At 72.5% G+C, this 25,143-nt stretch carries 25 protein-coding genes and 1 pseudogene; 15 read left to right on the forward strand and 11 right to left on the reverse strand.

Translation table 11 applies throughout. From position 1 onward, the window contains the following. The first annotated feature begins 1 nt into the window (after position 1). From HDG69_RS18480 to HDG69_RS18490, 3 genes are read left to right on the forward strand one after another with little or no spacing between them, the layout of a single operon-like run. Entirely contained in the window at positions 2-2,278 is a 2,277-nt protein-coding gene (locus tag HDG69_RS18480; protein WP_171785282.1) for an MMPL family transporter, read from the forward strand. A gap of 37 nt (positions 2,279-2,315) precedes the next feature. Further along, on the forward strand, positions 2,316-3,419 hold the full coding sequence (locus HDG69_RS18485; RefSeq protein ID WP_171785283.1) for a Gfo/Idh/MocA family protein: 1,104 nt from the start codon (positions 2,316-2,318) through the stop codon (positions 3,417-3,419). A 56-nt stretch (positions 3,420-3,475) separates the two neighbouring features. Next, the gene (locus HDG69_RS18490) at positions 3,476-4,768 is read left to right on the forward strand and encodes a protein kinase family protein (RefSeq protein WP_171785284.1); all 1,293 of its coding nucleotides are present in this window, start codon (positions 3,476-3,478) and stop codon (positions 4,766-4,768) included. Between the two features lie 75 nt (positions 4,769-4,843). On the opposite strand, the gene sucB is transcribed toward HDG69_RS18490, so the two are convergent. Continuing rightward, complete coding sequence (sucB, locus tag HDG69_RS18495; RefSeq protein WP_171785285.1) at positions 4,844-6,634, reverse strand: 2-oxoglutarate dehydrogenase, E2 component, dihydrolipoamide succinyltransferase; 1,791 nt, start codon at positions 6,632-6,634, stop codon at positions 4,844-4,846. 275 nt (positions 6,635-6,909) lie between these two features. Between sucB and HDG69_RS18500 the strand changes: the two genes are divergently transcribed. Beyond that, entirely contained in the window at positions 6,910-7,275 is a 366-nt protein-coding gene (locus HDG69_RS18500) for an oxidoreductase (protein WP_171785286.1), read from the forward strand. Positions 7,276-7,295: 20 nt separating this feature from the next. Here HDG69_RS18500 and HDG69_RS18505 read toward each other — a convergent pair whose 3' ends face one another. After that, positions 7,296-8,798 carry a leucyl aminopeptidase gene (locus tag HDG69_RS18505; protein WP_171785287.1) on the reverse strand — a complete coding sequence of 501 codons (1,503 nt, stop codon included), beginning with the start codon at positions 8,796-8,798 and terminating at the stop codon, positions 7,296-7,298. A 63-nt stretch (positions 8,799-8,861) separates the two neighbouring features. Here HDG69_RS18505 and HDG69_RS18510 point away from each other — a divergent pair, with 63 nt between their 5' ends. The 4 genes from HDG69_RS18510 to HDG69_RS18525 are packed head-to-tail and all read left to right on the forward strand — an operon-like array spanning position 8,862 to position 10,964. Next, on the forward strand, positions 8,862-9,218 hold the full coding sequence (locus HDG69_RS18510; protein WP_171785288.1) for a hypothetical protein: 357 nt from the start codon (positions 8,862-8,864) through the stop codon (positions 9,216-9,218). Further along, entirely contained in the window at positions 9,218-9,682 is a 465-nt protein-coding gene (locus tag HDG69_RS18515; protein WP_171785289.1) for a hypothetical protein, read from the forward strand. The genes HDG69_RS18510 and HDG69_RS18515 overlap by 1 nt, the downstream gene beginning before the upstream one ends. Further along, positions 9,679-10,758, forward strand: coding sequence for a quinone-dependent dihydroorotate dehydrogenase (locus HDG69_RS18520; protein ID WP_171785290.1), 1,080 nt, complete (start codon positions 9,679-9,681; stop codon positions 10,756-10,758). The genes HDG69_RS18515 and HDG69_RS18520 overlap by 4 nt, the downstream gene beginning before the upstream one ends. Beyond that, on the forward strand, positions 10,755-10,964 hold the full coding sequence (locus HDG69_RS18525; RefSeq protein ID WP_171785291.1) for a hypothetical protein: 210 nt from the start codon (positions 10,755-10,757) through the stop codon (positions 10,962-10,964). Before HDG69_RS18520 ends, HDG69_RS18525 begins: the two co-directional genes overlap by 4 nt. A 17-nt stretch (positions 10,965-10,981) precedes the next feature. Here HDG69_RS18525 and yczR read toward each other — a convergent pair whose 3' ends face one another. Then, a complete protein-coding gene (gene yczR / locus HDG69_RS18530; RefSeq protein WP_171785292.1) occupies positions 10,982-12,418 on the reverse strand; it encodes a MocR-like transcription factor YczR in 1,437 nt (478 codons plus the stop codon). 60 nt (positions 12,419-12,478) lie between these two features. On the opposite strand from yczR, the gene yczE reads away from it, so the two are divergent. Next, a complete protein-coding gene (yczE, locus tag HDG69_RS18535; RefSeq protein ID WP_246256771.1) occupies positions 12,479-13,312 on the forward strand; it encodes a membrane protein YczE in 834 nt (277 codons plus the stop codon). A gap of 90 nt (positions 13,313-13,402) precedes the next feature. On the opposite strand, the gene HDG69_RS18540 is transcribed toward yczE, so the two are convergent. Together HDG69_RS18540 and HDG69_RS18545 are read right to left on the reverse strand one after the other, a co-directional pair. Next, the gene (locus tag HDG69_RS18540; RefSeq protein ID WP_171785293.1) at positions 13,403-14,416 is read right to left on the reverse strand and encodes an aldo/keto reductase family protein; all 1,014 of its coding nucleotides are present in this window, start codon (positions 14,414-14,416) and stop codon (positions 13,403-13,405) included. 74 nt (positions 14,417-14,490) lie between these two features. After that, positions 14,491-15,126: a DUF3043 domain-containing protein gene (locus HDG69_RS18545; protein WP_343036519.1), complete on the reverse strand. Its 636-nt coding sequence runs from the start codon at positions 15,124-15,126 to the stop codon at positions 14,491-14,493. A gap of 54 nt (positions 15,127-15,180) precedes the next feature. Between HDG69_RS18545 and HDG69_RS18550 the strand changes: the two genes are divergently transcribed. Continuing rightward, entirely contained in the window at positions 15,181-16,563 is a 1,383-nt protein-coding gene (locus HDG69_RS18550; protein WP_171785294.1) for a M20/M25/M40 family metallo-hydrolase, read from the forward strand. Between the two features lie 82 nt (positions 16,564-16,645). On the opposite strand, the gene HDG69_RS18555 is transcribed toward HDG69_RS18550, so the two are convergent. Genes HDG69_RS18555 through nadA form a run of 3 tightly spaced genes read right to left on the reverse strand, consistent with a single transcriptional unit; the run spans position 16,646 to position 19,095 of the window. Continuing rightward, entirely contained in the window at positions 16,646-17,191 is a 546-nt protein-coding gene (locus tag HDG69_RS18555; protein ID WP_171785295.1) for an acyl-CoA thioesterase, read from the reverse strand. Between the two features lie 59 nt (positions 17,192-17,250). Then, positions 17,251-17,850 carry a DJ-1/PfpI family protein gene (locus tag HDG69_RS18560; RefSeq protein WP_171785296.1) on the reverse strand — a complete coding sequence of 200 codons (600 nt, stop codon included), beginning with the start codon at positions 17,848-17,850 and terminating at the stop codon, positions 17,251-17,253. A gap of 39 nt (positions 17,851-17,889) precedes the next feature. After that, positions 17,890-19,095 (reverse strand): quinolinate synthase NadA, encoded by a 1,206-nt coding sequence (nadA, locus tag HDG69_RS18565; RefSeq protein WP_425484057.1) that lies wholly within the window; start codon positions 19,093-19,095, stop codon positions 17,890-17,892. Between the two features lie 43 nt (positions 19,096-19,138). Between nadA and HDG69_RS18570 the strand changes: the two genes are divergently transcribed. Further along, on the forward strand, positions 19,139-19,687 hold the full coding sequence (locus HDG69_RS18570) for a glycerate kinase (protein WP_171785298.1): 549 nt from the start codon (positions 19,139-19,141) through the stop codon (positions 19,685-19,687). A gap of 74 nt (positions 19,688-19,761) precedes the next feature. Next, positions 19,762-20,112, forward strand: coding sequence for a HesB/IscA family protein (locus tag HDG69_RS18575; protein WP_106269538.1), 351 nt, complete (start codon positions 19,762-19,764; stop codon positions 20,110-20,112). Between the two features lie 13 nt (positions 20,113-20,125). On the opposite strand, the gene HDG69_RS18580 is transcribed toward HDG69_RS18575, so the two are convergent. Further along, a complete protein-coding gene (locus HDG69_RS18580; protein ID WP_171785299.1) occupies positions 20,126-20,386 on the reverse strand; it encodes a sulfurtransferase TusA family protein in 261 nt (86 codons plus the stop codon). Beyond that, positions 20,383-21,540, reverse strand: coding sequence for a cysteine desulfurase family protein (locus HDG69_RS18585; RefSeq protein ID WP_343036520.1), 1,158 nt, complete (start codon positions 21,538-21,540; stop codon positions 20,383-20,385). Before HDG69_RS18585 ends, HDG69_RS18580 begins: the two co-directional genes overlap by 4 nt. A 285-nt stretch (positions 21,541-21,825) precedes the next feature. Here HDG69_RS18585 and ctaC point away from each other — a divergent pair, with 285 nt between their 5' ends. Genes ctaC through HDG69_RS18600 form a run of 3 tightly spaced genes read left to right on the forward strand, consistent with a single transcriptional unit; the run spans position 21,826 to position 24,973 of the window. Beyond that, a complete protein-coding gene (ctaC, locus tag HDG69_RS18590; protein WP_171785300.1) occupies positions 21,826-22,752 on the forward strand; it encodes an aa3-type cytochrome oxidase subunit II in 927 nt (308 codons plus the stop codon). Further along, the gene (gene ctaD / locus HDG69_RS18595) at positions 22,752-24,575 is read left to right on the forward strand and encodes an aa3-type cytochrome oxidase subunit I (RefSeq protein ID WP_171785301.1); all 1,824 of its coding nucleotides are present in this window, start codon (positions 22,752-22,754) and stop codon (positions 24,573-24,575) included. Before ctaC ends, ctaD begins: the two co-directional genes overlap by 1 nt. Beyond that, entirely contained in the window at positions 24,572-24,973 is a 402-nt protein-coding gene (locus HDG69_RS18600) for an aa3-type cytochrome oxidase subunit IV (RefSeq protein ID WP_171785302.1), read from the forward strand. Before ctaD ends, HDG69_RS18600 begins: the two co-directional genes overlap by 4 nt. Positions 24,974-25,048: 75 nt before the next feature. Here HDG69_RS18600 and HDG69_RS19255 read toward each other — a convergent pair. Beyond that, positions 25,049-25,143, reverse strand: a pseudogene (locus HDG69_RS19255) (superoxide dismutase); the annotation flags it as partial.

The following is a 25,143-nucleotide window of genomic DNA, read 5'->3' on the forward strand; positions in this document are numbered from 1 at the left end:
AATGCTCAACATGCTGAGTAATAGGTGGACGGGTGTCGTCCGTGGTCTCGTCATTCTGGCAGCAATCGGCGTGTGGCTGGCGGTCGGGGCGTTCGGGGGGCAGGCGCAGGGCCAGCTCAGCAGCGTCCAGACCAACGACGCGGCAGCCTTCCTGCCCGCCAGCGCCGAGTCCACCGAGGCGGCCGGGCTCGCCGCGCAGTTCAGCGACGACGAGACGCTGCCGGCGCTCGTGGTCGCCGAGACGAGCGACGGTGCACCGATCACCGACGCCCAGCTCGGCGCGGTGCAGGCCTTCGCCGAGGCCGTGCCCGACGCGCCGCTGGAGGGCACCAGCGGCGAGGAGCCCGCCACCATCGGGGACGCCAGCACGGCGGACCCCGTCGTCGTCCCCTCCGAGGACGGCCAGGCCGCGCTCGTGGTCGTCTCCCTGGACGCCCAGCTCGCCGAGCAGGACGCCGGGACCGAGGAGTCCAGCGTCTCCGGGCTGGCGATCGACGCCCTGCGCTCCCTGGCGGCGGCCGACGCCGCGCAGGACGGGCTCGCCGGCGTCGGCCTCGACGCGTGGGTCACCGGTCCCGCCGGGTTCGTCGCGGACCTGGTCAACGCCTTCGGAGCCATCGACACGGTGCTGCTCCTCGTGGCGCTCGGCGCCGTGCTCGTCATCCTCGCGCTCGTCTACCGCTCGCCGGTGCTGCCGTTCGTCGTCATCTTCAACGCCGTGCTCGCCCTGTCCCTCGCGGGCCTGGTGGTCTACCACCTGGCCGCGAACGACGTCCTGACGCTCAACGGGCAGTCCCAGGGCATCCTGTCGATCCTGGTGGTCGGAGCGTCCGTCGACTACGCGCTGCTCGTGGTCGCCCGGTACCGCGAGGAGCTGCTGACCGTCCGTTCGCCCTACACCGCGCTGCGCCGCGCCGTCCGGGCCTCGATCGAACCGATCTCCGCCAGCGCCGGGACCGTCGTCGCCGGGCTGCTCTGCCTGCTGCTGTCCGACCTGTCCTCCAACCGCAGCCTCGGACCCGTCGCCGCGATCGGCATCGTCGCGGCCTTCCTGTCCGCCCTGACGCTGCTGCCCGCTCTGCTGCTCGTCGGCGGCCGCCGCGCCCGCTGGGTGTTCTGGCCCCGCGTGCCGCAGGTGGCCGCGGACGACGCGGAGCCCGTGCCCGCCACGGTCGCCGCCGCCGAGGTGCACGACGCCGACACCACCGTCGCGATCGCCGGTCACGGCGTGTGGTCGAAGGTCGCCGCCTTCGTCGGGCGTCCCGCCCGCTCCGTCTGGATCGTCACCGCCCTCGTGCTCGCCGCCGCGGCGGCGTTCGTGCCGACCTTCGACGCCGACGGCACGGGCGACTCCGAGGTGTTCCTCACCCAGGTCGACTCGGTCGACGGCGAGGAGGCCCTGACCCGCCACTTCGAGGGGGTCTCCGCGCAGCCGGTCACCGTCGTCGCCCCGGAGGGCGACCTCGACGCCGTCCTGGACGCCGCCGAGGGCACCGACGGGGTCTCCGCGGCCACGCCGGTCACCGACCAGCCGGCCGCCGCGCCCGGCGCGCCACCCCAGGGCGACCCCCTGGTGGTCGACGGCCTCGTGCGCGTCGACGTCACGACCTCGGCGCCCTCCGACAGCCAGGAGGCCGTCGAGACGGTCTCCGCCCTGCGCGGCACCGTCGGCGACGTCTCGCCCGAGGCGCTCGTCGGCGGAGCGGCGGCGGAGCGGCTGGACACCCAGCTGGCAGGCCAGCGCGACCTGCAGCTGATCGTGCCGGTGGTGCTCGTCGTCGTCCTGCTGATCCTCATGCTGCTGCTGCGCTCGGTCCTGGCCGCCGTGCTGCTCATGGCGGCGAACGTGCTCTCGTTCGGGGCCGCGCTCGGCGTCGCGGCGATCCTGTTCAACCACGTGTTCGACTTCCCCGGCGCGGACCCCTCGGTCCCGCTGTACGCCTTCTGCTTCCTGGTCGCGCTCGGCGTGGACTACTCGATCTTCCTCATGACGCGGGTGCGCGAGGAGAGCCTGCGGTTCGGCACCCGGCAGGGCGTGCTGCGCGGCCTGGCCGTCACCGGGTCGGTCATCACCTCGGCCGGCGTCGTGCTGGCGGCGACGTTCGCGGCCCTCGGCGTGATCCCGCTGCTCTTCCTGGCCCAGCTCGCCTTCATCGTGGCGTTCGGCGTGCTCGTCGACACGCTCGTGGTGCGCAGCCTGCTGGTGCCCGCGCTGGTCCACGACGTCGGCGACCGCGTGTGGTGGCCCTCACGGCTGGCGCGGCACACGGCGCGCTGACCGGCCGACCCGGCCGTCGTCGGGCACGATGGTCTTCATGGTGGATCACGGGGACACGGCAGGACCGGCAGACGGCGTGACGACGGACGACGCGAGGTCCTACCCGCCGCTGCGCCTGGCGATCGTCGGGTACGGGGGAGCGGGGCGCGAGATCCACGCCCGGCTCGCCGCCGAGGCCGGGCACACGGTCTCGGCCGTGCTGACCCGGGACTCCGGTCGACGCAACCAGGCAGCGGGTGACTGGCCCGGTGCCCGCCTGGTCGGCGACCTCGGCGAGCTGATCGAGCTGCGCTCCCGCTACGACGCCGTGGTGCTGGCGAGCCCGACGGCGCTCCACGCCGAGCAGGCCGCCACGCTCGCCCGCGCCGGGGTGCCGTTCGTGCTGGACAAGCCGATCGGGGTCGACGCCCATGAGGCGCGGGCCGTCGTGGCGGAGGCCGCGGCCACCGGCACCCCCGTCACCGTGTTCCAGAACCGTCGTTGGGACCCCGAGCAGCGCACCCTCGTGGAGCTGCTGGGACGGGGCGGCCTCGGTGACGTGCACACCTTCGAGCGTCGCTGGGAGCGCTGGCGTCCGGTACCGCGGCGACGGTGGAAGGAGAACGACACCGCGGGCGGCGGGCTCCTGCTCGACCTGGGACCGCACCTCGTCGACTCCGCCACCCAGCTCTTCGGGCGGGTCACCAGCGTGTGGGCGCAGACCCGGGCCCTGACGACGCCGACCGAGGACGACGTCTTCCTGGTGCTCACCCACGAACCCGGCGGCGGGACCGCAGCCAGCCCGCACGCCGTCGTCTCGCGGCTGTGGGCCGGTTCCGTCGTCGGCGCCCCCGGACCTCGCACGCGAGTGCTCGGCACGGCCGGCGCCTACCTGGTGACCACCTTCGAGCAGGACGCGTCCCCGCTCGAACGCTTCGACGACGACGCCCCGGCGGGCACGCACGGGTGGCTCACCCGTGGACGCGACCGCGAGCCCGTCCCCGTGGCGCAGGGTTCGCACGTCGACTTCTACCGCGCGCTGCCGGCCTGGCTCGCCGGTGACGCCCCGGCCCCGGTCGACCCCGCGGACGCGGTGCGTACCGCCGAGGTGCTCGACGCCGCCCGGACGTCCGCCCGCGAGGGGCGGCAGATCACCCTCTGACCGCGGCCTGTGGACGACCGCAGCGCAGCAGGCCCCGCTCGGTGTTCGATGGACCCGTGCCGACCGACGACGTCCTGACCATCCCCACCGACGCCGCCGCACGGACCGCGCTCCTGCGGCGGCTGAAGGCGCTCGCGGCCGTCGACCACCCGTGCGTCGAACCCGTCCGGGCCGCCGTGGAGAGCCCGGACGGGCGACTCGTCGTGCCACGGGAGGCAGGCTCGGGGACGGCGCTGTCGGTCGTGCTCGCCGTGCGTGACCGGTGCGACGCCGCCGAGGCTGCCGGCGTCGCGGTCGCGGTGGCGCGAGGGCTCGCCGCCCTGCACAGCGCGGGCGTCGTGCACGGACCGTTGGAGGCGGGCGACGTGGTGGTGGCGCCCGACGGGCGCCCTCGCCTCCGCCCCCGCCTCGACGCGGCCGTCGGCCACGTGTCCGAGGCCGACGACGTGCATGCGCTCGCCCGACTCGTCGACGCCGTCGTGGCCGACCCGGACGCGGACGCCACCGTGGCGCTGCGTGCCGCGCTCGCCCCGGCGCTCTCCGGTGACGCCGGGGTGCGGCCCGAGGCCGGCACCCTCGCTGCCCGGGTCGACGACGCGGTGCCGCCCGGACCCGTGCGGCTGCCCGAGCCGGCCGTGCTCGCCGCCGCGGAGCTGGGCCGGGCAGGCGGGAGCCGGAGCGCGCAACGCGTCCCGGTAGCCCGGCACCGCCCTGCGCGGCGGGCAGGGCAGGAGCGGGCGACGACGGGCAGCCGACGAGGACGAGGCCGTGGGCGGCGTTCGGCGAGACGGACCGGGTTCGCCAGGTCCGCGATCGCTGCCGCCGCCGTCCTGGTCACCACCGTGGTGGTCGTGGTGGTCGCGGTGCACGTCGGTGGCCCCGAGCAGCATCGGCCGACGGCGTCGGCCCGTCCGCCGGCCGTCGCGAGCGTCCACCCGGGCGCCACGACGGCGGAGGACGGCGCCCAGGCGGCGACCGTCACCGAGCGGGAGGACCCGGCCGGGGCGGCCGCCGAGCTGACGCTTCGACGCGTCGAGCTGCTCGCCGGGGCTCGCCCCCTGGAGGAGGTCGTGCTGGCAGGATCCCCCGCCGAGGAGGAGGCCGGTGTCCGTCTGGAACAGGTCAGGGCCTCGCGGGTCGAGGTCGACGGCGCGCGGGTGACGGTCCTGGAGTCTCGCGTGCACAGCTCGGACGGACAGGCCGCCGAGGTCTCCGTCCGGTACGTCGTCGAGCAGCACGAGCAGACGGCTGACGGGCGGACCACCGTCGTCCCGGCGGACGGCCCCCTCACGGCGACGCTGCACCTGGCCTGGACGGACGAGGGATGGCGCGTCGCGGAGGTGGCCTGACGCACCGAGGGCGGGTGCCCGCGGGGAGTGCTCGACTCCCTGCGGGCACCCGCCCTCGGTGGTGCTCCGGTCAGGTCAGAGACCGACCTCGGACTCGAACGCACCCTCTTCGATGCGGTTCTTGATCGCGGCGAGGAAGCGGGCGGCGTCGGCCCCGTCGACCAGCCGGTGGTCGTACGACAGGAACAGGTAGGCCATCTGCCGGATGGCGATGGTCTCCTCGCCGTCCGGGCCCGTCACCACGACGGGCTTCTTCGTGATGGTGCCGGTGCCGAGGATGGCGACCTGGCCGACGGGCACGATCGGGGTGTCGATCAGGGCGCCGCCCGACCCGGTGTTCGTGATGGTGAAGGTGGCGCCGCTCAGGTCGTCCGGACCGACCTTGTTGCCCCGCGTGCGGGCCGCGAGGTCGCCGATCTGCCGGGCGATGCCCGCCAGGTTCAGGTCACCGGCGTTCTTGATGACCGGCACGATCAGCCCGCGCTCGGTGTCGACGGCCAGGCCGACGTTCTCCGATCCGTGGTAGGTGACCTCACCCTTGTCGGTGTCGATCGAGGCGTTGATCTTCGGGAACGCCTTGAGCGCCTCGACGGCGGCCAGCGTGTAGAAGGGCAGGAACGTCAGGTTCGCGCCCTCACGCGCCTTGAACGACTCCTTGGCGGCCTTGCGCAGCCTGGCGACCTTCGTGACGTCGACCTCGACCACCGTGGTGAGCTGGGCCTGTGTCTGCATGGCCTCGAGCATGCGGTCCGCCACGACCTTGCGCAGCCGCGACATCTTCTCGGTGGTGCCGCGCAGCGGCGAGACCTCCGGCACGGTCGGCTTCTTCGGGGCGGACGACGGCGCACCGGACGCGGCGGGCGCCGGTGCGGGCGCGGCAGCCTTCTCGGCAGCCGCGAGGACGTCCTCCTTGCGGACCCGGCCACCGACCCCGGTGCCCTGGACCGTCGAGACGTCCACGCCCTTCTCCGCGGCGAGCTTGCGCACCAGCGGGGTGAGGTAGGAGCCCTTGCCGCCGGCTGCGGCGGCCGGCGACCCGGTGGTCTTGGCCGGCTCCGGCGACGCGGCGCTCTTCGCCGGCTCCGGGGACGACGCGGCCGGAGCGGGCGCCGGCGTCGAGGGGGCGGGAGCAGGGGCGGGAGACTCCGCTGCGGGCGAGGACGGCGCCGGCTCGGGAGCCCCGGCCGGCTCGGGAGCCTTGGCGGGCGCCGGCTCGGCCTTCTCGGCGGGAGCGGCACCGGAACCGACGAGCGCCAGCACCGCGCCGACCTCGACCGTCTCGTCCTCGTCCACGACGATCTTCTGCAGGGTGCCCGCGACGGGGGAGGGGATCTCGGTGTCGACCTTGTCGGTGGAGACCTCGAGCAGCGCCTCGTCGACCTCGACCGAGTCGCCGACGGACTTGAGCCAGCGCGTGACGGTGCCCTCGGTGACGGACTCGCCCAGCGCGGGCAGGGTCACCTCGGTGCCCTCGCCGTCACCGGAACCGGACTCCGCGGGAGCCGGAGAGGACTCGGCCGCGGGCTCGGGAGCCTTCTCCGGCTCCGGCTCCGGCTCCGGCTCCGGAGCCTTCTCCGGCTCCGGCTCGGGGGCGGACTCGGCCGGCGCGGCGGTCTCGCCGCCGCCGGACCCGTCACCGATGACGGCGAGCGTGGCGCCGACCTCGACGGTCTCGTCCTCCTCGGCGAGGATCTGCTCCAGCACGCCCGCGACGGGCGAGGGGATCTCGGTGTCGACCTTGTCGGTGGAGACCTCGAGCAGTGGCTCGTCGACCTCCACGGGGTCGCCGACGGCCTTGAGCCAGCGGGTGACGGTTCCTTCGGTGACGGACTCGCCGAGTGCCGGCAGCTGCACGTTCTCAGACATGACCTGTGGAGTCTCCTTCGATCAGTGGGTCAGGCGACGTGCCGAGGCCGGCCGACCGGTGATCCGGTCGAAACCTCTCCGGTTGCCGCGCTCCTGGTTCACTGCGCCTCATCTTGTCACTTCCTGGGGGTGGGCCCCAATCGTGGCCACCCTGCGAGAACTGTGACGCTCGGTACATCTGCCCCGCACCGGTCAGCTTTGGTGTCGTCGCAGGCCATCGTGTCGTCTCCTGGGTGATCGCGCTCACTCACAGCGCGCGGAGGTACCCTCGCGACATGTCGTTGAGGTCTGCGATGGACCGCCTGCTCGGCCGGTCCACCCCGTCGTCGTCCGCCACCGCCCCGTCCGGGGGAGGGCGCGCGGCCGCTGTGTCGCACCTGCAGGAGTTCGTCGGCACGCGCGTCGGGGTGGAGGCGTACGTCGAGCCACCGAACGCCCAGACGCCGGCCACCGTGCTGCTGGTGGCCACCGACGGCGAGTGGACCCGCCGTCGTGTCCCGGACGAGCGCACCGGGTTCGACGTCGCCCGCTCGCTGGGGGTGCCCGTGTACAACGTGCGCTTCACGGGCTACCCCCAGCGGATGCGGGACTGGAACTCTGCTCAGCGGGCGGAGCGTCGTCGGGGCTCGGGCCGGTCCTGAACCGCGGCCGGCCCTGACCCTCAGGCGGTGGCGCGTCCCTCGAGGAACCCGAGCAGGGTGCGCACGCCGACGCCGGTTCCCCCGACCGGTGTGTAGCCGTGCGGTGCCTTCTCGTTGTACGAGGGGCCCGCGATGTCGAGGTGCGCCCAGGGGGTGTCACCGACGAACTCGGCCAGGAAGTGCCCGGCGAACAGCATGCCGCCGGCTCGGTCGGAGGCCGCGTTGACCATGTCGGCGACGTTCGACTTCAGCCCTGCCTTGAGCTCGGCGGGCAACGGCATCGGCCAGAAGGGCTCGCCGACGGTGTCGGCGGCAGCCTTGACCTCGTCCCGTACCGCGTCGGTGCCCATGACCGCCGAGGTGCGGTTCCCGAGCGCCACCATCTGGGCGCCGGTCAGGGTGGCGATGTCCAGCACGGCGTCGTGCCCGTCCTCGACGGCGGCCACGAGCCCGTCCGCCATCACGAGGCGGCCCTCGGCGTCGGTGTTGGTGATCTCCACCGTCTTGCCACCTCGCATGGTCACGACGTCGGACGGGCGCTGGGCCGTGGAGCTGGGCATGTTCTCGGCGAGGCACAGGTACCCGGTGACGGCGACGGGCAGCCCGAGTCGCGCGGCCGCGACGACGGTGTGGAGCACCGCCGCGGCACCGGCCATGTCCGACTTCATGGTGAGCATGCCCGCGGGGGGCTTGAGCGAGATGCCGCCGGTGTCGAACGTGATGCCCTTGCCGACGATCGCCACCCTGCTCGTCGCCTTGGACGGCGCGTAGGTGAGCTTCACCAGGCGAGGGCCTCGCGACGAACCCTGCCCGACGCCGGCGATGCCGCCGTAGCCGCCCGCGACGAGCTGCTTGTCGTCCAGCACCGTGACCTTGACGCCCTTGGCGCCGAGCTCCTTGACGGTGGTCTTGGCCGCGTCGGCGAACGCCGCGGGGAAGAGGTCGTTGGGCGGGCAGTTCACCAGGTCGCGGGTGCCCTGGACGGCCGTGGCGAGCACCTCGGCGCGTGCCACGGCGGCCTTGGCGCGCGCCGAGCGGTACATGCTCGTCGCCACCTGGAGCCGGGAGACGGGTGTGAGCTTGGCGGCGGCCTTCTCGTCGCGGTACGCGGTGTAGGCGTACGCACCGAGCAGCGCGCCCTCGGCGACCGCTCCGAGCTCGGCCTCGTCGACGGCCGGCAGCGCGACGACGGCGTCCGCGGCCCCGGCCAGGGTCCGCACCGCGGCCCCGGCAGCGGTCCGCAGCGTCTCGTGGGCGAACGTGCCGTCGGCCTCGCGCTCGCCGAGGCCCGTCAGGACCAGCACGTCGGCAGCGATGTCGGCGCCCGCGGGCACCGTGCGCACCTCCTGCAGCGCGCCGGTCACGCCGAGGCGTGGTGCGAGGGACTCGAGCTGTTCGACGAGCCGGGCGGGAAGCTGGTCCGCCACGACGGCCACGCCGTCGGAGGTGGAGCAGGTCCCGACGACGAGCGCGTCGGCAGCGATGGTGGACGGTTTCTTGCCGGTCAGAGTGAGGTCAGCCACGCGGACCAGGTTAACGCGGTGACCGACGCCTGGGCGTCGGGAGGCTGCCGGTAGTCTGCGGACGTGGTCCTTCCCCTGTTCGTGCTGTCCGTCGCGCTGTGCCTCGCGCTCGCCGGGTGGGCGGCGTGGTTCGCCGCGCGCGACCGCGCCGTCATCCTCCGCCAGCTCTTCGGGGCCGGTGCCGTCGAGGCCGTCCTGGTCGTCCAGGCGGTCGTCGCGGTCGTGCTCCAGGTCCAGGGACATGCCGTCGACGGCGCGCTCTTCTGGGGATACCTGCTCACCGCCGCGCTCCTGCTGCCGCTCGCCGCCGTGTGGGCCTTCGCCGAGCGCAGCCGATGGTCCTCGGTGGTGCTCTGCGTCGCCTCGCTCACCGTGGCGTTCCTCCAGTGGCGCCTCTGGATCATCTGGGGAGCGAGCTGATGGTCACGCCGGGGCGGGCGCCTTCGCCCGGGACGACCGGTCACGGCTTCGGCCGGCTGCTGGTGGCCGTGTACGGCATCCTGGCGTTCGCCGCCCTGGGGCGGTCCACCTACCAGGTCGCCACCAAGCTGGCCGAGGCGCCGGCGGCCTACCTGCTCTCCCTGCTCGCTGCGGTGGTCTACGCCGTGGCGACCCTGGCGCTGGCGCGCGGTGGCCGAGGCCGGTGGCGCACGGTCGCCTGGTGCGCCGTCGTCGTCGAGGCCGCCGGCGTCCTCGTCGTCGGTGGTGTGTCCGTCACCGCGCCGGAGCTCTTCGTCGAGCACACCGTCTGGTCGGCTTTCGGGCAGGGGTACGGCTACGTGCCGCTCGTGCTGCCCTTCGTCGGCCTCTGGTGGCTCTGGCACACTCGCCCTGGACAGGAACGACCTGTGACCGCCCCGGACGACTCGACGGAGGCTCGATGACCCCGTACTCCCTGCTCTTCCACGGCGTCTTCCGGCGCATGGATCCTGAGCGCGCACACGTGCTGGCGTTCCGTGCGATCGAGGCGGCCGGCAGGTTGCCTGTCCTGTGCGACGTGGTGCAGGGGGCGCTGGCCCCCTACCTGGGGCGCGGGTCCGGAGGACCGGGCAGCGTCGAGGTGCTGGGCCGGACGGTCCCGGCGCCGTTCGGCCTCGCCGGCGGGTTCGACAAGAACGCCCGTGCCGTCCGGGGACTGACGATGCTCGGCTTCGGCTTCGTCGAGGTCGGCACCGTCACACCGCGCCCCCAGCCCGGGAACGAGACCCCCCGCATGTGGCGCGAGCTCGACCTGCGCGGCGTGCGCAACCGGATGGGGTTCAACAACGACGGCGCCCTGGAGATGGCGGAACGCCTGCGTCGGCTGCGGTCGTCGGCCGCGGGCCGGGCCGCCGTCGTCGGTGTCAACATCGGCAAGAACAAGACCACGTCGGCCGAGGACGCCGCCGTCGACTACGCCATGTGCGCCCGGCTGCTGGCCCCGCACGCCGACTACCTGGTGGTCAACGTCTCCTCGCCGAACACGCCCGGCCTGCGCGACCTGCAGACCACCGCGGAGCTGCGGCCGATCCTCGCCGCCGCCCGGCAGGCGGCCGACGAGGCGACCTCGACGGCCGGCGTACGTCGCACCCCGCTGCTCGTCAAGATCGCTCCGGACCTGGCCGACGCCGACGTGGACGCGGTCGCGGACCTGGCCCTCGAGCTGGGGCTCGACGGCGTCGTGGCCGTGAACACCACCATCGGCCACGACCGTGGCCCCGGCGGGCTCTCCGGCCCCGCGTTGCTGCCCCGGGGCCTGGAGGTCGTCGGCCGGCTGCGCGCCCGCCTCGGACCGGACCCGGTCGTCATCGGTGTCGGGGGAGTGACCCACGCCGACGACGTCCGCGCGTACCTGCGCGCCGGGGCCGACCTGGTGCAGGGCTACACCTCGTTCGTCTACGAGGGCCCGCTGTGGCCCTCGCGGCTCAACCGGGCGCTGACCCGCTCGGCCGGTTCGGTCAGCGCCGGGCGCGTCGAGTGATCCGGCCCCGGTGGGAGTGGGCGCTCGCAGACCAGGAGGGACGGCGTCTCGAACCGTCCCTGAGCCCGGTCTTCACCACCCAGTACGACGCCGAGCAATGGTTGGGTGAGCACTGGCGCAGGCTCGCCGGGGCGGGCGCCGTCTCGGCGACGTTGCTCCACGACGGCGCCCAGGCGACCCCGGTGATCGAGCTCCGCATTCCCTGAGCGGCCTCCCCGGCACCTCATCCGGTGATGCGGCGCCAGGCGCGTTCGAGCCGGTCGACGGCGTCGGTCAGCTTCTCCGCAGGGCTGGTGTAGATCAGCCGGACGCGGTCCTGCGCCGAACCGTCCGGGGTGAACTGGGGCCCGGCACCGATCCGCAGGCCCTCGGCGACGGCGGCGCCGGCGAGGGCCTGGGCGGCGGGCCGACCGATCCCCGTCCAGACGCAGAGCCCGCCCGCGGGGGAGGGCACGTCCCAGTCGGGGAAGCGGTGACGGACCAGACCGACCAGGTGGTCCCGCCGGCCACGAAGGTCCGCGACCCGGGCGGGCAGTATCTCGGCGCGCTCGGCCAGCAGCTCGACGACGGTGAGCTGCTCGAGCACGGGAGTGGCGATGTCGAGGGCCTGTCGGATCCGGGCCAGGCGCTGGACGAGCTGAGGGTCGGCACGGACCCAGCCGATGCGCAGCCCGCCCCAGAACGACTTGGACGCCGAGCCCACCGAGACCAGCCGGCTGTCGGTGCCGTCGCCGCAGAACGGCCCAGGGACCGTCCCGCCGTCGAGGTCGAGGTCGGTGAGCGTCTCGTCACCGATGACGGTCACGCCGTACCGGTCGGTCAGGCGTGCGACCGTGTCGCGCTCCTCCGCGCTCAGGGTGCGCCCGGTCGGGTTGTGGAAGTCGGGCACGAGGTAGGCCAGCCGGGCGCGGGTACGGTGCACGGCCGACGCCAACGACTCGACGTCTCCCACCGGCACGCCGATGACGCGTCCGCCGGCACGCTGCAGCGCCTCGATCGCGTGGTAGTACGTGGGGGACTCGACCACCACGGGTTCGGCGCGGCCGACGAGCGTCGTGGCGAGCAGGGCGATGGCCTGCTGGCCGCCGGTGGTCACCAGCACCTGGTCGGGGGTGGTGGGGACGCCTCGTGCTGTGTAGCGCTCGGCGACGGCCTCTCGCAGGACGTCGAGCCCGAGGTGCGAGTAGCCGCCGGTGCCGAGGTAGGCGGGCAGCATCTCCAGGGCACGCTGGTACGCGCCGTGCAGGGCGTCCGGGGCGGACGGCGTGGCCTGCGACATCTCGATCGGTCCGGACCGGTCGGACAGCGGCGGGAGGGGTCCGTCGCCGGCCGGCGCCTGGGGGCGCACCGGGAGGCCGGCCGACCGGGGCAGGACCGCCACCGTCCCGGAGCCGACCTGGCTGGTGGCGAAACCGAGCTCGCGCAGCCTGTCGTAGGCGGCCGACGTCGTCGTCCGCGAGACCCCGAGCGCCCGGGCGAGCTCGCGTTCGCTGGGCAGTCTCGTCAGCGGTGCCAGCGAGCCCGACAGGACGGCGGCGCGCAGGCCGTCGGCCAGAGCGAGGTAGGCCGGGCCCGCGGCGTGCCAGAGGCCCAGCAGCCGGGCTGCAGCCGGGGCCGACAGGGTCCGGACGGCCACGGGCGGAGGCGCGGACAGGCTCATGGATCCACTGTTGCGTGATTGGCCATGGATTGCAATGCCAATAGGGGTGAAGGTGGAAGCATGACCGCTCCTGCTCCCGCCCGGATGACCACTCGCCCGGGTACGTCGCACACCGTCGTCGTCTCCGGTCTGTCGCCGGTCCGCCGAGGTCTCCAGCTCGTCCTCGGCCTGCTCGCCTTCACGTTCTCGATGGCGATGCTCCTGCACGCCGGGCAGGGCGCCATGCCGTGGGACGTGCTGCACCAGGGGATCGTGCGCACGACGGGCTGGTCGTTCGGTGTCACCGTGGCCGTCACGTCGCTGCTGGTGCTGGCGGCCTGGGTCCCGCTGAGGCAGCGACCGGGGATCGGGACCGTCGCGAACGTCGTGATCATCGCCGTCGCGATCGAACCCAGCCTGCGACTGCTCGAGGCGGTGCTGCCGGCCCCTGGCCCGGTGGCGCGCGTCGTCCTCGCGCTCGGTGGGATCGTCCTCAACGGGGTCGCCACCGCCGCCTATGTCGGGGTGCGCCTGGGCCCCGGTCCGCGCGACGGGCTGCTGACCGGCCTGGTGTCACGCACCGGCTGGTCGGTCCGCGCGATCAAGACCGGCATCGAGGTGGCGGTCGTCGCGGTCGGCTGGCTGCTCGGTGGGACGGTCGGCTGGGCCACCGTGGCCTTCGCGCTCGGGGTGGGGGTCGTGGTCCAGGCGTCCGCACGGTGGCGCCGGCTCGTTCCCGACGGGCTGGCTGGTCCCCGGGTAGCGGCCATGCCGGGCACGGCCGCTGCTGCGACGTCGTCCCCCCGCTCGGGAGTGGTTCGCGACGAGGAGAGCCGCGAGGAGCGTGTGCGTCGTCGGGCCCGGGAGATCGCCCGCGCGCTCGACGCGTTCGGTGAGCACGGCCGCACCCTCTGACACCACCACGACGAGAACGAGCGTCTCTGTTCGTCAGGAATCAGCTCCCGATTCCTGACGAACAGAGACGCTCGCGAGTGGCGCTCGGCGTCAGGCGACGCGGGTCTTCGGCATCCCCTCGAGGGTCTTGCCCGCGTCCCGCTCGACGACGTCCCCGAGGACGTCGTCGATCTTCGCCAGGAGCTCGGCGGGGATCGTCACGCCGGAGGCCTTGACGTTCTCCGCGACCTGCTCCGGGCGGGAGGCGCCCACCAGCGCGGCGGCGACGTTGTCGTTCTGCAGCACCCAGGCGACGGAGAGCTGCGCCATCGACAGGTCGAGCTCCTCCGCGACCGGGCGCAGGCGCTGGACGCGCTCGAGGACGTCGTCGTGCATGAACCGCTGGATCATCTTCGCGCCGCCCTTGTCGTCCGTCGCGCGGGACCCGGCGGGGAGCTCCTTGCCCGGCACGTACTTCCCGGACAGCACGCCCTGGGCCATCGGTGACCAGACGATCTGGGAGATGCCGGTCTCCTGCGAGGCCGGCACGACCTCGTCCTCGATGACGCGCCACAGCATCGAGTACTGCGGCTGGGACGAGATGAGCTGGAAGCCGAGCTCCTTGGCCAGGGCCGCCCCGGCGCGGATCTGGTCCGCCGTCCACTCCGAGACGCCGATGTAGAGGGCCTTGCCCTGGCGGACGATGTCGGCGAACGCCTGCATCGTCTCCTCGAGCGGGGTCTCGACGTCGTACCGGTGCGCCTGGTAGAGGTCGACGTAGTCGGTGCCGAGCCGCTGCAGGGAGCCGTTGATCGACTCCATGACGTGCTTGCGCGACAGGCCGGTGTCGTTCGGGCCCCCGGGCCCCGTGGGCCAGTAGACCTTGGTGAAGATCTCGAGCGACTCGCGGCGCTGGCCCTTCAGGGCGTCGCCGAGGACCTGCTCCGCCTTGGTGTTCGCGTAGACGTCCGCGGTGTCGAACGAGGTGATCCCCGCGTCGAGGGCCGCGTGAACGCACTGCGTCGCGACGTCGTTCTCGACCTGGGAGCCGTGGGTGAGCCAGTTGCCGTAGGTGATCTCGGTGATCTTGAGACCGCTGTTGCCGAGGTACCGGTAGTTGACCATGTCAGCACCCTACGCCGACGATCAGATCGATTCGACCCTGCGCCCGCGCTGCGGGGAACGGCGCCGGGCGCCTCTTACTCGGGCCAGACCCCGTGCTTCTTGTGCAGGGGCTTGGGCAGGCGCGAACGGCGGAGCTGGAACGCGCGCATCACCGCGTACATCATCGTCCCGCGCGGCACGTCGTAGACCTTGTTCCCGTCGGCGCCGGCCGTGCCGAACTTGTCCCGCAGGCGGCGCTTGAGGCGCTGCCACATGATGACGGCGTCGAGCACCGTGATCAGGACCACCATGTAGAGCCCGATGAGGACGAGCGCACCGAGGGTCGGGCTCTGCATCACCAGCAGGTTGAGGAAGATGAAGGCGAAGGCCACCGGGAGGAAGAACTCGCCGAGGTTCCAGCGCGCGTCGACGTGGTCGCGCACGTACCGACGCACCGGCCCCTTGTCGCGCGGGGGCATGAAGCGCTCGTCACCGGTCTGCATGGCCTTGAACTCGCGCTGCCGATCCTCGCGGACCTTCTCCTTGCTGGCCTTGCGCGCCGCCCTGCGGTCGTTCGGGACCAGGGGCCGCTGGTTCTTCGCGGCCGCCTCCCGCCGCTTCGGGGTCGGTCGGCCCTTGCCGGACCGTGTGATCGCGGGGTCGTCGGTGACCGGGCTGTCGGCGGAACCGGTCGCGGCGGAGTCGGCGGTGTCAGGCTTGCGGAAGATCACGCCCCCAGGGTAGTCGAGCGGGGGAGCCGGGCGGTACGCGGGTAGCGTGGGGACGTGAACCACACCGAGACGGACGTGGCCGCCCTGCGCGCCCACGTCGACGAGCTGTTCCCTGCCATCCGGGCGGACCTCGAGGCACTGGTCCGGATCCCGAGCGTCTCTGCGGCGGCCTTCGACCAGGCCCACGTCGCATCCAGCGCCGACGCCGTGGCCGCCCTGATGCGCGAGGTCGGACTGCCGGACGTCCGCGTGCTGCGCGCCGAGCGCCCGGACGGGACGCCGGGAGCCCCCGCGGTCGTCGCGCGACGTCCCGCCCGCGAGGGAGAGCCGACGGTGCTGCTCTACGCCCACCACGACGTGCAGCCGCCCGGGGATGCCGCGACCTGGGAGACCGACCCGTTCGAGCCGACGCAGGTCGGTGAGCGGCTGTTCGGCCGCGGCGCGGCGGACGACAAGGCCGGGATCATGGCGCACGTCGGCGCGCTGCGCGCCCTGGCCGCGCTCGGGGACGACCTCGGCGTGGGCGTCACCGTCTTCGCCGAGGGCGAGGAGGAGTCCGGTTCCCCGAGCTTCGCGCAGTTCCTCGCCGATCATCGCGACCTGCTCGCCGCCGACGTCATCGTGGTCGCGGACTCCACGAACTGGAAGGTCGGCGTCCCTGCGCTGACCACCTCCCTGCGCGGGCTGGTCGACGGCGTCGTCACGGTCGAGGTGCTGGAGCACGCCGTGCACTCCGGGATGTTCGGAGGACCGGTCCTGGACGCCAACCTGCTGCTCGCCCGACTGCTCACCACGCTGCACGACGCCGAGGGCAACGTCGCCGTCCGCGGTCTCGCCAGCGCCGGCGAGCCGGAGGTCGACTACGCCGAGGCGGACTTCCGCTCCGACGCGTCGGTGCTCGACGGCGTCGAGCTCGCCGGTGCGGGCACCATCGCCGGACGGCTGTGGACCAAGCCGGCGATCGCCGTCATCGGCATCGACGCGACCTCGGTGGCCCACGCCTCGAACACTCTCGCGCCACGCAGCGCCGCGAAGCTGTCGGTGCGCATCCCGCCCGGCACCGAGCCGCAGGACGCCGAGGACGCTCTGCGCACCCACCTGGAGGAGCACGCGCCGTTCGGGGCGCGGGTCACCTGGGCGCCGGGGGAGAAGGGCAGGGCGTTCGGCGCCCCGGCCGACTCCGCGGCCATGCGGGCCGCTCGCAACGCGTTCGCCGCCGCCTGGGGAACCGCACCGGTCGACATCGGCGTCGGCGGCTCGATCCCGTTCATCGCCGACCTTCTCGAGGCGTTCCCCGAGGCCGCGGTGCTCGTCACCGGCGTCGAGGACCCGGACTCCCGTGCGCACGGGGCCAACGAGTCCGTGCACCTGGGCGAGCTGCGCAAGGTCGTCCTGGCCGAGGCGCTGCTGCTGCGCGAGGTGGCGCGCTCCCTCTGATGCGCTCCGGTCGGCAGGTCCGGCACGGGTCGGCAGCTCGAGCGACCGATCCGAACGGGACGTGCCGACCGGGCGAGGGCGGTCAGGCCCGACCGGCCTCGCGGTGCGCGACGTCGACCGACCGGGCCCAGGCGGCGACGTCGTCGGGCAGCGCGGGGCTCTGCACGGGACCGTGCTTCCCCAGCAGCGCGACGACGTCGGCCGGGTCGATGCGGGAACCGTCCTTGCCGAGGAACCTGCCGGCGACCCAGCCCCGGGCCGCGAAGGAGTCCCGGCACGTGAACACCTGCTCGATGTAGACCACCCGGGCGTCCCAGCCCAGCACGCGGGTGCTGATCTCGACGCGGTCGAACAGCTGAAGCGAGCGCTTGTAGGTCATGGTCGAGGCCGCCACGACGGGGTACCAGCCCTGGGTCTTGAGCAGCGGGTAGCCACCCAGGTCGGCGATGAGGTTCGAGCGGGCGACGTCCATCATCTGCAGGTACGAGCCGTTGTTGACGTGGAGGTACAGGTCCATGTCGCCCGGGTGCACGCGCAGCACGGTCGTGGACGCGTCGAGCAGGCCGCGGCCCGGGACGGGCTTGCGGGGGAGCAGGGACGCCTTGGCGAGCTGGATCATCCTCGTCATGGCGCCACGATATGTCAGCGACGCGCGGTATCAGGTATCGACGGACCGGTTCGGCGACGTCACGCGGGCGAGCCGTGGTCGTACTGCAGCGCGTGGCGCACCGCTGCGGCCGCGGTGCTCGAGTCCAGTCGTTCCACGAGGTGCAGGGCCATGTCGATGCCGGCGGACACCCCCGCGGAGGTGACCACGTCGCCGTCGTCGACGAACCGGGCCTCGGTGTCGACCACGGTGCTGGGGTCGATCCGTGCCAGCTCGTCGTAGTGGTCGTGATGGGTCGTGACGGGTCGGCCCCCGAGGAGGCCCGCGGCGGCCAGCACCAGCGCCCCGGTGCAGACGCTGGCGAGCACCGGTGTCTGCCGCCGCACGGCACGCAGCCACTCCAGGTGGTCCGGGTCGTCGAGCAGGGCGCGGGTGCCCCACCCGCCGGGGTGGACGAGCAGGTGCAGGGGGCCGACGTCGTCCGCCGACCGGCTGGGGAGCATCCGCAGCCCGCCGGACAGGCGCACACCGTCCCCCGTGCTCGAGAAGGTGTCGACGGACGGCCTGAGGTCCGAGCGTTCGGACCAGGCGGTGAAGACCTCGAAGGGGCCCACCACGTCGAGCTCGTCGGCGTCGTCGAACACGACGATCCCGACCTGCAGGCCCCCGTCGGTGCTCATCGCCAGGTCATCGCCCTTCCGTACCGCCCGCCGGGGACATCAGATCCCCGGCAGCGCCAGCATCTGGTCGAGGGCCACCTGGGCCCAGTGCGCGTCGTCGGCGTCCACGACGATGCGGTTGACCACGCGCCCCTCGACGAGCGACTCCATCGCCCAGACGAGGTGCGGCAGGTCGATGCGGTTCATCGTCGAGCAGAAGCAGACGGTCGAGTCGAGGTAGTGCACCTGCTTGTCCGGGTGGGCGGCAGCGACACGACGCACGAGGTTGAGCTCGGTGCCGATCGCCCACGACGAGCCGGGCTCCGCGTTCTCCAGCGCCTTGATGATGTACTCCGTCGAGCCCACCATGTCCGCGGCCGTGACCACCTCGTGCTTGCACTCGGGGTGCACCAGCACGTTGACCCCGGGGACGGCTGCCCGGATGTCGGCGACGTTGCGCTCCGAGAAGCGGCCGTGGACCGAGCAGTGACCGCGCCACAGGATCATCCGGGCGTCGCGCAGCTCCTGGGCGGTCAGCCCGCCACCGGGCTTGCGGGGGTCGAACACCACGCAGTCGTCCAGGCCGAGGCCGAGCTGGAGCACCGCGGTGTTGCGGCCCAGGTGCTGGTCCGGCATGAACAGCACCTTGCCGGTGCCGTCGACGCCGCCGACCTTGTCGAAGGCCCAGCGCAGCGCCACCTGGGCGTTCGACGAGGTGCACACGGTGCCGCCGTGCCGACCGGTGAACGCCTTGATCGCAGCGGTCGAGTTCATGTACGTGACCGGGATCGTGTCGGCCGCCACGCCGGCGTCCTCCAGCACGGCCCAGGCCTCCTCGACCTGCGAGATCTCGGCCATGTCCGCCATCGAGCAGCCGGCCGCCATGTCGGGCAGCACCACCTGCTGGCTGTCGGCGGTGAGGATGTCCGCGGACTCGGCCATGAAGTGGACTCCGCAGAAGATGACGAACTCCGCCTCGGGGCGTGCCGCAGCCTCCCGCGCGAGCTTGAAGGAGTCGCCGGTGACGTCCGCGAAGTCGATGACCTCGTCGCGCTGGTAGTGGTGCCCCAGGACGAAGGCACGCTCGCCGAGCGCGGCCCGTGCAGCGCGTGCCCGTTCGACCAGGTCGGGGTCCGACGGCGAGGGGAGGCTGCCCGTGCACTCGACGCCGCGTTCGGACGCGAGGTCGCGCCCCTGACCGAGCAGGAGCAGCGGGGACGGTGCCGGCTCGACGAAGGGGGACGTCTCGTTCAGCAGGGTGCTCACGCGCTCATCTTCCCACGACGCGAAGATGTGCCACGATCGGTGCGTGCACGCGCTCATCGTCGCCGCGTCCGGCGCCCCGTCCCCTGACCGTCCCGGTGACGTGGCGGGTTCCGAGGGGCCGCAGGGGGCGGCCGCCCTGGCCGCCGCGTGGACCGGCGCCGCGCCCCGGTGCGCGACCGAGCCCTTGGTGGTCCCCGTCGCAAGGCCGGCTGCGCCACCGTCGCCGGGCGCACCGGCACCCGCCGGGGTCTTCGTCCCGACGTCGGCGCTCGGCCTGTCGAGCGTCGGCCTGCCCCCGGTTCCGCCGCACGTCGCCCTGATGGCGGAACGCGCGGCCGACGCCGACCTCGTCGTCGTGCACGTGCGGACGCTCGACGGGTCGGCGCTGCACGACGGGCCGGTGGCGGACGCGGCGCGTGCCGCCGCCCCGCACGCCGTCCCGGTCGTGGTGCTCGCCGGGCGGTCGGAGGTGTCGCGGCGCGAGCTCGCCGCCGCCGGGGTCGCCGGCGTCCACGAGGTGGGCGACCCGTGGGATCCTTCAGCCGTCCGGCGTGCTGCACGCACCTGGGCACCCCCGTGGTCCGCCGTGTGACGTGAGTCATCGACCCGTCACGATTCCGGCGTAGGATCGGGAACAGCCGCACCGGCCAACCTGTTGGAGGAAGCATGACCGACACCACCGAGATCGCCACGCACGGCGTCGAGCTCTCCGAGGTCGCCGCGAACAAGGTTCGCACCCTCCTCGAGCAGGAGGGCCGTGACGACCTGCGTCTGCGCGTCGCCGTCCAGCCCGGCGGCTGCTCCGGCCTCATCTACCAGCTGTACTTCGACGAGCGCCTGCTCGACGGGGACGCGCTGCGCGACTACGACGGCGTCGAGGTCGTCGTGGACCGCATGAGCGTCCCGTACCTCGACGGTGCGAAGATCGACTTCGCCGACACCATCGAGAAGCAGGGCTTCACCATCGACAACCCGAACGCGGGCGAGTCCTGCGCCTGCGGCGGTTCCTTCGGCTGAGCCGCGACCCGAGTCAGTCCCCGAGGCGGACGGTCAGGGCCCACCAGGGTCCTCCGTCCGCCTCTGGTGTGTCGTGGACCTCCTGGGCCACCATGCTGTGCCCGCGCAGCCGCGCCCAGGCAGGGACGTCGTGGCGGGCCGCGGGATCGGTGGACAGGACGGTCACCTCGCTGCCGGCCGGGAGCTCCTTGGCGCGGGCCGCGAGCCGGATGACGGGCAGCGGGCAGCGCAGCCCCCGTGCGTCGACGACCGTGCCGGGGCCGTGGTCGCTCACAGGCCCTGCACCCCGAGCATGTCGCGGACACGGTCGACGGCCCCGGGCAGGACCTGGAGGAACCGGTCCACATCCTCCCGCGCCGTCGACCGGTCCAGGGCGATCCGCACGTTCCCGTGGGTGAGGACGCCCATCGCGGCCAGGACGTGCGACGGCTCGAGCGTGCTGGCCGTGCACGCTGAGCCGGAGCCGACGGCGAAGCCGGCGCGGTCGAGCTCCGTGACGAGGGCCTCGCCGTCGACGTAGAGGAACGAGAACGTCACCACGTGCGGCAGCCGTTCCACCGGGTCGCCGACGACCTCGACATCGCGGATCTGCGAGACCCGGTCGCGGATGTGCTCGACGAGCTCTCGACGTCGACGGTCGGCGTCGACGCGGTCCTCGACCACCGCCTGCAGGGCCACCGCCGCCGCGAACACGGCCGGGACGCTGACCCCACCGGGCGCCCACGGCTCCGGGCCCTCCGGTCCGGTGGCGACGGTCCGGGTGCGATGCCGCACGGCGCTGATGCCGACGCCGGCGGGGCCGCCCCAGTCGGCCGGGTCGGCCGCCAGGACGTCCCAGGCCGGGCCGACGGCGGTGTGCCCGAGGCTCGCGCCCGCGTCCACCAGGAGGGGCACCCCTGCAGCGAGTGCCGCCTCGTGGACGGCGTCCACCGGCTGCAGCGTGCCGACCTCTCCGTTGGCGTGCTGCAGGGCCGCCATCGCGACGCCCTCGTGCCGCAGCGCCCCGGCGAACGCCTCGGCGTCCACCCTCCCGAGGCTGTCGACGTCGACGGACACTCGTCGCCCGCCCGGAGCGGCAGCGTGCTCGGCGGCGTGGAGCACGGCGGCTCTCTCGACGGCGCTCACCACGACGTCGCTGCCGTGGCGCCTCCGGGCCCGGGCGACGTGTGCGACGGCGGTGTGCAGCGCCGCGGTGTGCGAGGGCGTGAACCGGACCTCCTCCGTCCGTGCGCCGAGCACCTGTGCCACCGCCTCGCGGGCGCCGTCCACCAGGGCGGCGGCGCGACGACCCTCGGTGTGGAGGCGCCGGGGGTCCGCCCAGCCGTCGTCGAGGGCCTGGAGGAACGCCTGGCGGGCGAGGGGGTGCCACGGGGCGCGGCTGCCGTTGTCGAGGTGGATCCGCCCGGCGGCAGGGGTGGGGTGTGTCACACGTGGCCCTTCGGTGCTGTGCTGAGACGGTGCGGGGTGCGCATGCCCATGATGCCGCGGCCGTCGGGGCGGTCGCCACGAGGCGCACGTTCTGACACGCCTCAGAACCCTGTCGCGAACAGCGCGGATGGCGACACGATGCGGTGGTGCCGTCACGTAGGAACGGGGCGCTTCTGGCGTCGAAAGAGTGAAGGTCGCGCTAGGCTGCTCCCATCGAGGACGAAGGTCCTACCCGTGCGCCCCGAGTCAGGGCGCAGCGGTCGGACAAGACGTGAAAGGCCTCCCTTGCACCCGAAGAGCCCCACTCGCACCCGGCGGGCCCTGGCGTTGCGCGCGACAGCCGTCGCCGTCGCCGTCGTGGCACTCGCCTCCGGCTGCGCCGACGATGCTGCCCAGCGTGGATACCTCCCCGGATACAGCGACGGGGAGGTGACCAACCAGACCGGGCGCATCACCGACCTGTGGGTCGGATCCTGGATCGCCGCGCTCGCCGTCGGTGTCATCACCTGGGGGCTGATGCTGTGGTGCGTCGCCGCTTACCGCAAGCGCCGTGACGACCACCGGCTGCCGGTGCAGACCCGCTATCACATGCCGCTCGAGATCATGTACACGATCGTCCCCACGCTCATGGTCCTGGTGCTGTTCTTCTACACCAACCGCGACATGACCGCGATTCTGGACACGACGTCCGAAGAGCCCGACGTCAGCATCCAGGTCATCGGCAAGCAGTGGAGCTGGGACTTCAACTACCTCGACGACGACGTGTACGAGACCGGGCAGCAGCTGCTCGACCCGGGGTCCCAGACCGCCGAGGACGAGATCGACGGCGAGCCCGGCACCTCGCAGAACCTGCCCACGCTGTACCTGCCCGTCGGGGAGCGCGTCGAGTTCATCGTCGACTCCCGCGACGTCATCCACTCGTTCTGGATCCCCGCGTTCCTGTTCAAGATGGACATGATCCCGGGTCGCACCAACAGCTTCCAGGTCGTGCCCGAACGCGAGGGGACCTACGCCGGCAAGTGCGCCGAGCTCTGCGGCGAGTTCCACTCCGGGATGCTGTTCAACGTCCAGGTCGTCGACCGCGCCGAGTACGACGCCCAGATGGCAGAGCTGGCGGCCAGGGGGCAGACCGGCGAGCTCGGTCTCGAGCTCAACCGCCAGCAGCACGGTGAGTTCACCGTCGAAGAAACCACACCGGAGGTCGAGGGCTGATGGCCACCACCGAGACCGCTCAAGGGGCCGAGGTCGTACCCGGCCTGCGCCCGGAGCGCCAGACCCTTGGCCGCACGGTCGTCAAGTGGATCACCTCCACGGACCACAAGACGATCGGGTACATGTACCTGATCACGTCGTTCTTCTGGTTCGCCGTGGGAGGCCTCCTCGCCCTGCTCATCCGCGCGGAGCTCTTCGCGCCCGGCATGCAGATCCTGCAGAGCAAGGAGCAGTACAACCAGCTCTTCACCATGCACGGCACGATCATGCTGCTGCTCTTCGCGACCCCGCTCTTCGCCGGGTTCGCGAACGTCATCATGCCGTTGCAGATCGGTGCGCCGGACGTCGCGTTCCCGCGACTGAACATGCTCGCGTACTGGCTCTTCCTCTTCGGCGGTCTCATCGCGGCCGGCGGCTTCTTCACCCCGCAGGGGGCGGCGTCGTTCGGATGGTTCGCCTACGCACCGCTGTCGAACACGACGTTCAGCCCAGGGCTGGGTGGTGACCTCTGGGTCTTCGGGCTGGCGCTCGGAGGGTTCGGGACCATCCTGGGCGCGGTCAACTTCATCACGACGATCATCTGCATGCGTGCCCCGGGCATGACCATGTTCCGGATGCCGATCTTCACCTGGAACACCCTGGTCACGAGCCTGCTGGTCCTCATGGCGTTCCCGCCGCTGGCTTCCGCCCTGTTCGCCCTCGGCGCCGACCGCCGCTTCAACGCGCAGGTCTTCAACCCCGACAACGGGGGAGCGGTGCTGTGGCAGCACCTGTTCTGGTTCTTCGGGCACCCCGAGGTGTACATCATCGCGCTGCCGTTCTTCGGCATCGTCTCGGAGATCTTCCCGGTCTTCAGTCGCAAGCCGATCTTCGGCTACAAGGGCCTCGTCTACGCGACGATCGCCATCGCCGCGCTGTCGGTCACGGTGTGGGCGCACCACATGTACGTCACCGGCGCGGTGCTGCTGCCCTTCTTCGCCTTCATGACGATGCTGATCGCCGTCCCGACCGGTGTGAAGTTCTTCAACTGGATCGGCACGCTGTGGCGCGGGAAGCTCACGTTCGAGACACCGATGCTCTGGTCCATCGGCTTCCTGGTGACGTTCCTCTTCGGTGGGCTGACCGGCATCATCCTGTCGAGCCCGGCGCTGGACTTCCATCTCTCGGACTCCTACTTCGTGGTCGCGCACTTCCACTACGTGGTGTTCGGGACCGTCGTGTTCGCCATGTTCGCCGGCTTCTACTTCTGGTGGCCCAAGTTCACCGGGACGATGCTCGACGAGCGTCTCGGCAAGATCCACTTCTGGATCCTGTTCATCGGCTTCCACATGACGTTCCTCGTGCAGCACTGGCTGGGCGTGGAAGGCATGGCGCGGCGGTACGCCGACTACATGCCCAACGAGGGATTCACCTGGGAGAACCAGCTCTCGACGGTGGGCGCCTTCATCCTGGCTGCCTCCACGCTGCCGTTCTTCTGGAACGTCTACTCCACGTGGCGCAACGCCCCCAAGGTCGAGGTCGACGACCCCTGGGGCTACGGCCGCTCGCTCGAGTGGGCCACCTCCTGCCCGCCGCCGCGGCACAACTTCACGTCGCTGCCGCGCATCCGGTCCGAGTCGCCGGCCTTCGACCTGCACCACCCTGAGGTCGCCGCCATGGAGGACCCGCACGTCAACCAGGACGGTCTCGAGCAGGTGTACGGCGGCGCTGACCGTCGAGGTCAGGCGCAGCTGGTCGAGGAACGTCAGATCAACGACTACCCGGAGAAGCACCAGTCGCCGACAGCGGTCGACGGGCCCGAGGACGAGGAGACGACCAAGTGAAGATCGAGATCCGCCTCTTCATCTGGCTGGCGCCCTTCTTCGTCGTGGTGGGCGTGCTCTACGGAGTCTTCAGCGGCTGGAACGAGCCGGTCGGGTACCTCGGCATCCCGCTCGTCGGTGGCCTCATGGCGATGATCGGTGCCTACCTGGCGCTGCAGGCGCGCCACATCGATCCGCGTCCCGAGGACGACGAGCAGGGCGAGATCGATCAGGGCGCCGGCGACCAGGGCGTGTACGCCCCGTGGTCGTGGTGGCCGCTGGTGGTCGGCGCGGGCTCGGCGGTCGCGTTCCTCGGCCTCGCGGTCGGCTGGTGGGTCTTCTACATCAGCCTGATCCTCGGTGTGATCGGTCTGATCGGCTGGGTGTTCGAGTTCAGTCGAGGGCAGCACGCGCACTGACGCCGCTGCCGCAGACGCACACAGGGGCCCGCATCCTCACCGGAGGATGCGGGCCCCTGTCGTCGTGCTCGCGGTTCAGGCCGGGACGATGAGTCCGGCGGTCTGGGTGCGGGCGCGCTCGAGGCGGGCGGCGACGTCGCGCCAGTTGGCGATGTTCCAGAACGCCTTGA

This window comes from Isoptericola halotolerans, from assembly GCF_013149785.1.
Classification (GTDB): Bacteria; Actinomycetota; Actinomycetes; order Actinomycetales; family Cellulomonadaceae; genus Isoptericola; species Isoptericola halotolerans.